This window comes from Streptomyces sp. NPDC004732, assembly GCF_040609235.1.
Taxonomy (GTDB): Bacteria; Actinomycetota; Actinomycetes; order Streptomycetales; family Streptomycetaceae; genus Streptomyces.
Genome location: NZ_JBEXJR010000014.1, coordinates 57,017 through 67,938, shown reverse-complemented (window position 1 = coordinate 67,938; position 10,922 = coordinate 57,017). Strand labels below are relative to the sequence as shown.

The 10,922-nt window shown below is 70.3% G+C and carries 10 protein-coding genes; 5 read left to right on the top strand and 5 right to left on the bottom strand.

The features are described from left to right. Position 1: 1 nt before the first annotated feature. From ABZV77_RS34380 to ABZV77_RS34365, 4 genes are read right to left on the bottom strand one after another with little or no spacing between them, the layout of a single operon-like run. Complete coding sequence (locus tag ABZV77_RS34380; protein WP_356265701.1) at positions 2-814, bottom strand: ABC transporter permease; 813 nt, start codon at positions 812-814, stop codon at positions 2-4. Further along, positions 811-1,632: an ABC-2 family transporter protein gene (locus tag ABZV77_RS34375; protein ID WP_356265699.1), complete on the bottom strand. Its 822-nt coding sequence runs from the start codon at positions 1,630-1,632 to the stop codon at positions 811-813. Before ABZV77_RS34375 ends, ABZV77_RS34380 begins: the two co-directional genes overlap by 4 nt. A 2-nt stretch (positions 1,633-1,634) precedes the next feature. Further along, positions 1,635-2,666, bottom strand: a complete 1,032-nt coding sequence (locus ABZV77_RS34370) for an ATP-binding cassette domain-containing protein (RefSeq protein WP_356265696.1) — start codon at positions 2,664-2,666, stop codon at positions 1,635-1,637. After that, the gene (locus tag ABZV77_RS34365) at positions 2,663-3,955 is read right to left on the bottom strand and encodes an aminotransferase class III-fold pyridoxal phosphate-dependent enzyme (protein WP_356265693.1); all 1,293 of its coding nucleotides are present in this window, start codon (positions 3,953-3,955) and stop codon (positions 2,663-2,665) included. Before ABZV77_RS34365 ends, ABZV77_RS34370 begins: the two co-directional genes overlap by 4 nt. A 274-nt stretch (positions 3,956-4,229) precedes the next feature. On the opposite strand from ABZV77_RS34365, the gene ABZV77_RS34360 reads away from it, so the two are divergent. Then, complete coding sequence (locus ABZV77_RS34360; RefSeq protein WP_356265690.1) at positions 4,230-5,297, top strand: glucose-1-phosphate thymidylyltransferase; 1,068 nt, start codon at positions 4,230-4,232, stop codon at positions 5,295-5,297. Beyond that, positions 5,294-6,295 carry a dTDP-glucose 4,6-dehydratase gene (rfbB, locus tag ABZV77_RS34355; RefSeq protein ID WP_356265688.1) on the top strand — a complete coding sequence of 334 codons (1,002 nt, stop codon included), beginning with the start codon at positions 5,294-5,296 and terminating at the stop codon, positions 6,293-6,295. The genes ABZV77_RS34360 and rfbB overlap by 4 nt, the downstream gene beginning before the upstream one ends. A gap of 33 nt (positions 6,296-6,328) precedes the next feature. On the opposite strand, the gene ABZV77_RS34350 is transcribed toward rfbB, so the two are convergent. After that, positions 6,329-7,348, bottom strand: coding sequence for a LacI family DNA-binding transcriptional regulator (locus ABZV77_RS34350; protein ID WP_356265685.1), 1,020 nt, complete (start codon positions 7,346-7,348; stop codon positions 6,329-6,331). A 357-nt stretch (positions 7,349-7,705) separates the two neighbouring features. Between ABZV77_RS34350 and ABZV77_RS34345 the strand changes: the two genes are divergently transcribed. Genes ABZV77_RS34345 through ABZV77_RS34335 form a run of 3 tightly spaced genes read left to right on the top strand, consistent with a single transcriptional unit; the run spans position 7,706 to position 10,913 of the window. Continuing rightward, positions 7,706-8,977, top strand: coding sequence for an extracellular solute-binding protein (locus tag ABZV77_RS34345; RefSeq protein ID WP_356265682.1), 1,272 nt, complete (start codon positions 7,706-7,708; stop codon positions 8,975-8,977). A 20-nt stretch (positions 8,978-8,997) separates the two neighbouring features. Next, positions 8,998-10,008 carry a sugar ABC transporter permease gene (locus ABZV77_RS34340; RefSeq protein WP_356265679.1) on the top strand — a complete coding sequence of 337 codons (1,011 nt, stop codon included), beginning with the start codon at positions 8,998-9,000 and terminating at the stop codon, positions 10,006-10,008. 5 nt (positions 10,009-10,013) lie between these two features. Then, positions 10,014-10,913 (top strand): carbohydrate ABC transporter permease, encoded by a 900-nt coding sequence (locus ABZV77_RS34335; protein WP_356265987.1) that lies wholly within the window; start codon positions 10,014-10,016, stop codon positions 10,911-10,913. Positions 10,914-10,922: the final 9 nt, after the last annotated feature.

The window sequence follows — 10,922 nt, the reverse complement described above, 5'->3', positions numbered from 1 at the left end:
CTCAACTCCCTGTCATTTCGTACGTGTTGATGCCGCGCCGCCACACGGCGAGAGCCAGCAGCAGCGACAGGGCCGTCACCACGGGCAGCCACCCCAGCAGTCCCGTCCCGCCGGAGAGCAGATAGACGCACGGGACGTACGACGTGAAGGCGAACGGCAGCACCCAGGTCAGCAGCGCGCGCAGCGACCCGTGGTAGATGTCGAGCGGGTACGCCGCGAACTCCGAGACCTGGCTCGCCGCGTACATCGCGGGCAGGCTCGTCACCGTCCAGAACGAGAGCGACGCGAAGAACAGCTTCACCGCCGTGTGGATCAGCGCCCCGCAGAGCACGAGCAGCGGGGCGAGCGCCCACTGCGTGGCCGTGAGGTCCAGGTCGAGCGACGTGCCCGCGTACGTCACGAGGACGGCGCCGACGACGAGCTCACCGAGCGCGTCGGGATGGAAGAAGCGCTCGGACAGCAGCGAGAAGAGCGGGTTCACCGGGCGGATCAGATAGCGGTAGAACTCGCCGCGCTGCACCAGCTTGCGGCCGAGCTCCCACAGCTGGTCGGTGAAGAGGTGGTCGAGGCCGCGCGGCAGCAGCGAGAAGCCGAGCAGGAACAGCACCTCGTGGTACGACCAGCCGCCCACCGCGGGCACCTGCCGGAAGACCAGGCCCACCACCGCCGTCTGGATGCCGACCCGCACCAGGAAGGCCCCGGCGCCGAGCGCGAAGTCGAGGCGGTAGGCGGCGAGCCGGTGCAGGCCGACACCGCCGAGGAACCAGGAGAGCCTGACGTACCAGAGGGCCGTGCCGAGGCGTGTGCGTGTCATCCGCCGAGCACCTCCAGGCGCCCGAGCGCGGCCCGCCACAGCACCGCGCACAGCACGGTGAGGCCGACGACCCAGCCCACCTGCTGGGCCAGCACGGCGACGGCCCCGCCCACCCCCTCGTACCTCCCGAGGAGCAGGGTGAGCGGACCGTCGACCATCCCGCTGAAGGGCAGCGCACGGGCGACCGCGGCCAGCGGGCCCGGCATCAGCGCGATGGGCACCAGCTGACCGGCGAAGAAGGCGACGACGCTCTGCTTCACCATCCGTACGCCCCACGTGTTGGTGGTGATGAAGCCGGTCATGCCGGTCAGCAGGTTCACGCAGAACGCGATGAGCACCGACAGCGCCGTCGACACCGCGAACAGCAGGGCGTCGCCGGGGCGGGGCGCGGTCAGCGGCACCAGGAACGAGAAGAACACCAGCACCGGCACACCGACGAGGACGGCGTTGGCCGCGACGACCGGCAGGCACGCGAAGAGCCGCACCAGCGGATAGCTGACCGGCCGCACCAGCAGCACGGCGACGTCCCCGCGGTAGACCTCGGCGGCCACCTCGTCGTCGACCCGGTTGGCGTGCAGGACCTGCAGGACCTGGGCCATCAGCAGATACGTGGTGATGCCCGCCGTGGTGAAACCGCCGGGACCCGTGCCGCCCGGGGAGTCCGCGTACGCCGCACGCCACAGGAAGACGGTGACCGCGGCGCCCGCGGCGGCGGTGACGCCCGTGACGACGAACATCGAGCGGTACTGGAGCAGCGACTGGAGGCCGCCGGTGGCGAAGGGGACGTAGCGCCCCACGCGCGTGTGCGTGTTCTTCATGCTCATGAGGGGCCGCCGTCGACGCCTACGGGTGAGGGCGCGGGTGTCCGGCCGTAGATCTGCCGCAGTACCTCCTCCAGGTCGGGCTCCGGGGCGTAGCAGTCCACGAGGTCGAAGTGGTCGAGGAGGAAGGCGAGCACCTGGCGCGAGGCGAAGAGGCCCGCCGGGTAGTCGACGCGGATGCGTCCGCCGTCCTGGACCGCCGCCCGCGCCCCGGGCAGGCCGCGTTCGATCCGGTCCATGGCCTCGCGCGGTGCCGGGCCGCCCCGGTGGTCGAAGGTGACCGAGCGGTCCTCCGCCGTGCGCAGCAGATCCTGGATGGAGCCCTGGTGGACGACCCGGCCGTGGTCGACGACCAGGGCGCTGTCGCAGATCGCGGCGATGTCGGCGATGTCGTGGCTGGTGAGCACGACGGTCGTGCCGAGCTCGCGGTGCGCGCGGTTGACCAGGTCGCGCACCGCGGACTTGAGGACCATGTCGAGGCCGATGGTCGGCTCGTCCCAGAAGACGACGGCCGGGTCGTGCAGGAGGCTCGCCGCGATCTCCGCGCGCATCCGCTGGCCCAGGCTCAGCTGCCGCACGGGGGTCGTGCCGAGGGCGTCGATGTCGAGCAGTTCGCGGTAGAGCGCGAGGTTGCGGCGGTAGACCGGCTCGGGGATGTCGTAGACGCGGCGCAGGATGCGGAACGAGTCGGGCACCGAAAGGTCCCACCACAGCTGGCTGCGCTGCCCGAAGACGACGCCGATGGAGCGGGCGTTCTGCCGCCGCTTGCGGTAGGGCTCGATGCCGCCGACCAGGCAGTGCCCCGACGTCGGCGTCATGATGCCGGTCAGCATCTTGATCGTGGTGGACTTTCCGGCTCCGTTGGCGCCGATGTACGCGGTCTTCGACCCGGCGGGGATCTCGAAGGAGACGCCGTCCACGGCGCGTACGGTGCGGTACTCGCGGGTGAAGAGCGTGGCGAGGCTGCCGAGCAGGCCGGGTCTGCGTTCGGCGATGCGGAACTCCTTGGTGAGGTTCTCCGCGACGATCACGCCACCACCTGCTTGATGGCCTGCTCCAACAGCGCGACACCGTCGTCGAGTTCTGCCTCTTCGAGCGTGAACGGCGGGGCGATGCGGATGATGTGACCGCCGAACGCCGTCCGCAGGCCCAGGTCGAGCGCTGCGGAGTGGACCGCGCGGGCGAGCTCCGGCGCGGGGCTGCGGCTCTCCCGGTCGGTGACGAACTCCAGGCCGTACAGCAGCCCCAGCCCCCGTACGTCACCGAGCTGCTCGTAGCGGGAGTGCAGGGCCGCGAGCCGGTCGCCGAGCAACTCGCCCATCGCGTGCGCGCGTTCGGCCAGCCGGTCCCGTTCGATGACGGTGAGCGTCGCGTGCGCCGCGGCGATGCCCAGGGGATTGCTCGCGTACGTCGACGCGTACGACCCTGCCGTGGCGGCCTCGGCGGAGCACAGCAGCTCCGCGCGACCGGCGAGCACAGCGAAGGGGAAGCCGTTCGCCATGCCCTTGGAGAGGACCACCAGGTCCGGTTCGACGCCGACGAGGTCGCAGGCGAGGAAGGCGCCGGTGCGGCCGCCTCCGGTCAGCACCTCGTCGGCGACGAGCAGCACGCCGTTCGCGCGGCAGGCCTCGGCGATCTGTTCCCAGTACCCCGGTGGCGGTACGACGACGCCCGCCGCGCCCTGCACCGGTTCGAAGACCAGCGCGGCGACGTTCGGCTTCTCGGCGATGTGCTTGCGCACGAGCGACGCGCACCGCACCCCGCAGCTCGGATAGGTCAACTCCAGTGGGCAGCGGTAGCAGTTGGGCGCGTATCCGAGGACGCTGTTCCCGGCGAAGGCCTGGTGGCCGATGTCCCAGTGGACCAGCATCCGGGCGCCCATCGTCTTGCCGTGGAAGCCGTGGCGCAGCGCCCCGATGCGGTTGCGCCCGGCGGGGGCGGTCGCCTGCACCACGCGCAGGGCCGCCTCGACGGCCTCGGCGCCGGTGGAGAAGAGCGCGTAGGTATCGAGGTGGTCGGGCAGCAGCCGCGCGAGCAGTTCCAGCAGTCCGGCCCGCTCGGGTGTCGCGGCGTCGTGCACGTTCCACAGCCGCCCGGCCTGCTCGGTGAGCGCCCCGACGACCTCCGGATGGCAGTGGCCCAGCGACTGCGTGAGCGTTCCGGCCGCGAAGTCCAGGTACTGGTTGCCGTCGAGGTCGGTGAGGAGCGCACCCGCCCCCTCGGCGAACACGCGCTCCCCGGCTGCGGTCTCCTCCGAGGCGCCGGGCGCAAGGTGCCTGGCTTCCCGGTCGAGCCGTGCGCGCTGCCGGTGACCTGTCACTGCTGCCCCCAGTCGATGTGCGTGGTGCCGGTGAACTGCCCGGGTCGGCACCGTAGTTGAGCGGTGGGACCGGCGATGCGCACCGAGTCAAACAAAGCCGCACCAAGATTGGCAAGAGATTGCTGAAACTTTCAGCGGGCTCTTGCGGTGGGATGTCCGGCTCTGCTTGAGTCGAAGTGCCGCCGCTTCAACTCCGAGGCCCGCGCGGCCTCGCAAGCGAGGAGGGACCCGTGAGAACGCATCCCCAGGCCGCCCCACTCCGCGGGCGGCTTCCTTGAAGGCCCTGGTGCTGGCCGGCGGGACGGGCAGCAGGCTGCGCCCCTTCACCGACACGGGCGCCAAGCAACTGCTGCCCATCGCCAACAAACCCGTGCTCTTCTACGGCCTCGAAGCCATCGCCGCGGCAGGCATCAGGGAGGCCGGGATCGTCGTCGGCCGACGCGGCGGCGAGGTCCGCCGGGCCGTCGGCGACGGCAGTGCCTTCGGCCTGCGCGTCAGCTACCTCCACCAGGAGCGGCCGCTCGGCCTGGCCCACGCGGTGCTCATCGCACGGGAGTTCCTCGGCGACGACGACTTCCTGCTCTACCTCGGCGACAACTACCTCCAGGACGGTCTCACCGGCTTCGCCGAGCGCGCCGCGGCCCACCCCGGCGCCGCCCGCCTCCTGCTCACACCGGTCGCCGACCCGACGGCCTTCGGCGTCGCCGAACTCGACGCCGGGGGCGACGTGGTGCGCCTGGAGGAGAAGCCGGAACGGCCGCGCAGCGACCTCGCCCTGATCGGCGTGTACGCCTTCGGCCGCGACGTCCACGAGGCGGTGCGGGCGATCAGCCCCTCGGTGCGCGGCGAGCTGGAGATCACCGACGCCGTGCAGTGGATGCTCGACCGGGGGCTGCGGGTGCGCGCCGAGACCACCACCCGCCCCTGGCGCGACACCGGCAGCGTCGACGACCTCCTGGAGGTCAACCGCCAGGTCCTCGACGGCATCGAGGGCCGCGTCGACGGCAAGGTCGACCCGGAAAGCACCGTGCTGGGCCGGGTCCGGCTCGCCGAGGGCGCCGTCGTGCGCGGCTCCCGCATCGTCGGCCCCGCGGTGATCGGCGCGGGCACCGTCATCAGCAACTCCAGCATCGGCCCGTACACCGCCATCGCCGAGGACTGCCGGATCGAGGACAGCACCATCGCCCACTCCGTCCTGCTGCGCGGCGCGGACGTGGAGGGCGCCTCCCGCATCGAGTCCTCGCTCATCGGCCGCGGCGCCGTCGTGGCCCCCGCCCCGCGGCTGCCCCAGGCCCATCGACTCGTCATCGGCGACCACAGCAAGGTGCAATTGACCTCATGAACCACTTCGACCCGTCGGGCCGCCGCGGCCGCCGCATCCTCGTCACCGGCGGCGCGGGCTTCATCGGCTCCGCGTACGTCCGCTCGCTCCTCGGCCCCGCGGGGCCGCCCGGCACCGAAGTGACCGTCCTCGACAAGCTCACCTACGCGGGCAGCCCCGGCCGCCTCGACGCGGTCCGCGCCCACCCCGGATTCGCCTTCGTGCGCGGTGACGTCTGCGACGCCCGGCTCGTCGGCGAACTGGCTGCGGACCACGGCCAGGTGGTGCACTTCGCCGCCGAGTCGCACGTCGACCGCTCGATCACGGACGGCGCCGCCTTCACCCGCACCAACGTGCTTGGCACCCAGACCCTGCTGGACGCCGCGCTCCGGCACGGCGTGACGGCCTTCGTCCACGTCTCCACCGACGAGGTGTACGGATCGATCGCGCGGGGCGCGGCCGTGGAGGATGACCAACTGCGGCCCAACTCCCCGTACGCGGCCTCGAAGGCAGCCGCCGACCTCATCGCCCTGGCCCAGCACCGCACCCACGGCCTGGACGTCCGCGTCACCCGCTGCTCCAACAACTTCGGCCCGCACCAGCACCCGGAGAAGCTGATCCCGCGCTTCCTGACCGCTCTCCTGAACGGGGAGAACGTCCCGGTCTACGGCGACGGGCTGCAGGTGCGGGACTGGCTGCACCTGGAGGACCACATCCGCGGCATCGAGCTGGTCCGCACCGGGGGTCGGGCGGGGGAGATCTACAACATCGGGGGCGGCACCTCCCTCACCAACCTGGAGCTGACCGAGCGGCTGCTCGCCCTGTGCGGCGCCGACGCCGGGCGCATCACGCACGTCGCGGACCGCAAGGGACACGACCGCAGGTACGCCGTGGACCACACCAAGATCAGCGCCGAGCTGGGGTACCGGCCGAGCACCGACTTCGACGCGGCGCTCGCCGAGACGGCCCGCTGGTACCGGCACAACCGCTCGTGGTGGCAGCGGCTCGTCGCCGCGTGAGCTGCCCGGCGTTAGCCGTCCCGGGGGACTTGCCTAGGCCTTGCGCCCGGACCCCGTGGAGCCCCGCACCACCAGCTCCGGCATGAAGACGAACTCGCCGTGCGGCGCGGGCGTCCCGCCGATCTCCTCGAGGAGCGCGCGGACCGCCGCCTGGCCCATGGCCTGGACGGGCTGGCGGATCGTGGTCAGCGGCGGATCGGTGAACGCGATGAGCGGCGAGTCGTCGAAGCCGACCACCGAGATGTCCCGCGGCACGCTCAGGCCCAGGTCGCGGGCGGCCCGGATGGCGCCGAGCGCCATCATGTCGCTGGCGCACACGACGGCGGTGCAGCCGCGGTTGATGAGGGTGGTGGTGGCGGCCTGGCCGCCCTCCAGGGTGTAGAGGGAGTGCTGGACCAGCTCCGCCGACGCCTCGTCGTCCAGGCCGAGGCGTTCGAGCAGCCCGAGCCGGAAGCCCTCGATCTTGCGCACCACGGGGACGAACCGCTTGGGGCCGACCGCGAGTCCGATGCGGGTGTGGCCGAGCGACGTCAGATGCGTGACGGCCAGGCGCACGGCGGCACGGTCGTCGGTGGAGACGAAGGGGGCCGCCACGTCCGGCGAGAAGCCGTTGACGAGTACATAGGGGACGCCCTGGGCGCGCAGCACCTCGTACCGCTCCATGTCGGCGGTGGTGTCGGCGTGCAGGCCCGACACGAAGATGATGCCGCTGACCCCGCGGTCGACGAGCATCTCGGTGAGCTCGTCCTCGGTGGAGCCGCCCGGCGTCTGTGTCGCGAGCACCGGCGTATAGCCCTGGCGGGTCAGTGCCTGCGCGATGACCTGGGCGAACGCGGGAAAGATCGGGTTGTCCAGCTCCGGCGTGATGAGGCCGATGAGCCCGGCGCTGCGTCGGCGGAGCCGCACCGGGCGCTCGTACCCGAGCACGTCGAGGGCGGCGAGGACCGCCTCGCGGGTGCCGACGGCCACTCCGGGCTTGCCGTTGAGGACGCGGCTCACGGTGGCTTCGCTGACCCCCGCGTGGGCTGCGATGTCGACAAGCCGTGCGGTCATGGCACTGGACTGTACCTGTCATCGGGATGATTGCCCACTGCCTGCGAAAGCTTGTGGAAGCTTGCGGAAAGACCTGTCTTGCAAGAGTCTTGCAGTCGCCTCCGTCGCTCCAGGGCACCGCTTTCCCGCCCCCGCGCCCTTGCCAGGCGCCCCGCGGCGCTGTCAAGCGCGAGCCGGGCCACGGTAAGGACACGCAGAAATAACGATCGCCAGTCCTTGCAGAAATTTACCGCAAGGTCTTTCGGCAACATTCCAACGCTGTTACGTTCCTGGCAACCCGGCGCCGCCGTCCAGAGCGGCCAGCAGGAGGCACCTCTTCGTCTCCCCGTGATTCCGGGATCAGTTGAAGGAGTTCACATGCGGCGTGGCATAGCGGCCACCGGGCTGATCGCGGCCCTGGCCATGACAGCGGCAGCGTGCGGGGGCGACGACGAAGGCAGCGGCGGCAGCAAGGGCGGCAAGCTCTCCGGCACCGTCACCTTCTGGGACACCTCGAACGACGCCGAGAAGGGCGCGTACGAAAAGATCGCCAAGGGCTTCGAGAAGCTGCACCCGGACGTCAAGGTCAACTATGTGAACGTCCCGTTCGGCGAGGCCAACGCCAAGTTCAAGAACGCCGCGGGCGGCAACTCGGGCGCCCCCGACGTGATGCGCACCGAGGTCGCCTGGACCCAGGACTTCGCCTCGCTCGGCTACCTCGCCCCGCTCGACGACACCGTCGCCCTCGACAAGGCGGACGACTACCTCCCGCAGGCCGCCGCGAGCACCAAGTTCAAGGGCAAGACGTACGCCGCGCCGCAGACCATCGACACCCTGGCGCTCTTCTACAACAAGAAGATGCTCAAGGCCGCCGGGGTCGACGTGCCGAAGTCCTTCGACGAGGTGAAGTCCGCCGCGAAGAAGATCAGTTCCAAGTCCGGCAAGACCGGCCTCTACCTGCGCGGCGACGACCCGTACTACTACCTCCCGTACCTCTACGGAGAGGGCGGCGACCTCCTGGACACCAAGAACAAGAAGGTCACCGTCGACGAGCCCGAGGGCGCCAAGGCCTTCTCGGTGATGAAGGACCTGGTCGACTCCAAGGCGGCGGTCACCGACGCGAGCGACGGCTACAACAACCAGCTCAACGCCTTCAAGGACGGCGACGTCGCGATGGCGCTCGACGGCCCGTGGTCCATCGAGGGCGCCCTGAAGGGCAAGGAGTTCAAGGCCGACAAGGGCAACCTCGGTGTCGCCCCGGCCCCGGCGGGCAGCGCGCGCCAGGGCGCCCCGCAGGGCGGCTGGAACCTCGCCGCGTACGCCGGGTCCGGCAACCTCGACGCGTCCTACGAGTTCATCAAGTACATGAGCTCCGCCAAGGTGCAGCAGCAGACCACCGAGCAGCTCAGCCTGCTGCCGACCCGCACCTCTGTCTACGACGTGAAGTCCGTCAAGGACAACCAGATGGTGCAGTTCTTCAAGCCCGCCGTCGCCAAGTCCGTGCAGCGTCCGTGGATCCCGGAGGCCAACGCGCTCTTCGAGCCGATCCGCCTGCAGCTGGAGAAGGTGCTCAGCGGCAAGTCCTCGCCCGAGAAGGGCGCCAAGGGCATCGGTGACGCCTACCGCAAGCTCCTCAAGAACTACAAGTAAGAGGGAGGGCTGACCGACCCATGGCTGTCGAGACCGGCCAGCCGGTGGTGAAGGCCGCGGATGCCAAGGGCATCCGCGGCCGCGGCCCCCGGCCCGGCAAGAACCCAGGGCGGCTGCGCCGGGCGTTCGCCACTCATTGGTACGCGTGGGCCATGGTCGCCCCCGTGGTGATCGTGATCGGCGTGATCGTCGGCTATCCGCTGGTGCGCGGCATGTATCTGTCGACGACCAACGCCAACGAGGCGAACGTCGAGCGGCACATCGGTGTCAACGACATCCCCGCCACGTACGAGTCCGTCGGCCTCGACAACTACCAGTCGATCCTGTCCGACGGCGTCTTCTGGGACCGCCTCACCTGGACCGTGGTGTGGACCGTCTCCTGCGTCGCGCTGTCCTTCGTCCTCGGTCTCGCGCTCGCCACGATGCTCAACCGCAAGCTGGCGGGGCGCTCCCTGTACCGGATGGCGCTGATCCTGCCGTGGGCGGTCCCGGCCTTCGTCTCCGTCTTCACCTGGCGGCTGCTCTTCAACGAGAAGAAGGGCCTCCTCAACAAGATCCTCGAAGGCGGGGGCATCGACGCGGTCCCGTGGCTCAACGACCCGACCTGGGCGAAGCTCTCGGTGATCACCGTCAACGTCTGGCTCGGGGTGCCGTTCATGCTGGTCGCCATGCTCGGCGGCCTGCAGTCCATCCCCGGTGAGCTGTACGAGGCGGCCGAGATGGACGGCGCCAACGCCTGGCAGCGCTTCCGCCACATCACCCTGCCGGGGCTGCGCTCCGTGGCCAGCACGGTGATCCTGATCAGCGGCATCTGGACCTTCAACATGTTCCCGGTGATCTTCCTGCTCACCAGGGGAGGACCAGGGGACGCCACCGAGATCCTGGTGACGTACGCCTACCGGCTCTCGTTCGTCGTCAGCCCACGCGACTTCGCGGGCTCCGCCGCCTGGGGCGTCCTCATCCTGGCCCTCCTGTCGATCATCGCGGTGGCCTACCGCCGCGCGCTCCGCAAGCAAGGAGAGGTGTGGTGACCACCGTGGAAGCGAAGGAGACGACCCCGAAGGACTCGGCGACCCCGGCGACCCCGGAGAAGAAGCGGAAGCCCAGGGGACGCGACGAGCGCGGCCCGCTGGCCTCGGTCGCCCTGCACCTGACCCTGCTGCTCGCCAGCGCCATCGCGGTCCTGCCGCCCCTGTGGCTCCTGGTCACGTCGTTCAAGCCGGAGAGCGAGGCCTTCTCCACCGATCTGGTGAAGGACTTCACCTTCGGCAACTACGACCACGTCCTGAACGACACCGAGTTCCCGAACTGGCTCCTCAACTCCCTCATCGTGGTGGGCCTGACCACGGTGATCGGCGTCTTCATCGCGGCGACGACCGGGTACGCGGTGAGCCGCTTCAAGTTCCCCGGCATGCGGCCGCTGATGTGGCTGCTCCTGATCACCCAGATGTTCCCCGTCGCGGTGCTCATCGTGCCGCTGTACAACCTCCTGGCCAGCCTCGGCCTGCTCAACCAGCCCATCGGCCTCGTCGTCACCTATCTGACGATCGCCGTGCCGTTCTGCGCCTGGATGATGAAGGGGTACTTCGACACCATCCCGGTAGAGATCGACGAGGCCGGGCGGGTGGACGGACTCAACCCGTTCGGCACCTTCTGGCGGCTCATCGTGCCGCTCGCCAAGCCGGGCCTGGCCGTCACCGGGTTCTACAGCTTCATCACCGGCTGGGCCGAGGTGGCCTACGCGTCCGCCTTCATGACCGGCGAGGAGAACCTCACGCTCGCCGGTGGCCTGCAGACCTTCGTCAACCAGTACACCAGCGACTGGGGTTCGCTGACGGCGTCCGCGGTGATCGTGGCGGTGCCCGCCGCGGTGATCTTCGGCTTCGCCCAGCGCCACCTGGTCTCCGGCCTGACGGCGGGCGCGACGAAGTCCTGAGGCGACCCG

What these genes read in the sequence shown, in the direction of transcription:
- ABZV77_RS34345 (WP_356265682.1), top strand. Translation starts at nt 7,706, where the DNA reads ATGCGGCGTGGCATAGCGGCCACCGGGCTGATCGCGGCCCTGGCCATG.
- rfbB (WP_356265688.1), top strand. Translation starts at nt 5,294, where the DNA reads ATGAACCACTTCGACCCGTCGGGCCGCCGCGGCCGCCGCATCCTCGTC.
- ABZV77_RS34380 (WP_356265701.1), bottom strand. Translation starts at nt 814, where the DNA reads ATGACACGCACACGCCTCGGCACGGCCCTCTGGTACGTCAGGCTCTCC.
- ABZV77_RS34375 (WP_356265699.1), bottom strand. Translation starts at nt 1,632, where the DNA reads ATGAAGAACACGCACACGCGCGTGGGGCGCTACGTCCCCTTCGCCACC.
- ABZV77_RS34340 (WP_356265679.1), top strand. Translation starts at nt 8,998, where the DNA reads ATGGCTGTCGAGACCGGCCAGCCGGTGGTGAAGGCCGCGGATGCCAAG.
- ABZV77_RS34350 (WP_356265685.1), bottom strand. Translation starts at nt 7,348, where the DNA reads ATGACCGCACGGCTTGTCGACATCGCAGCCCACGCGGGGGTCAGCGAA.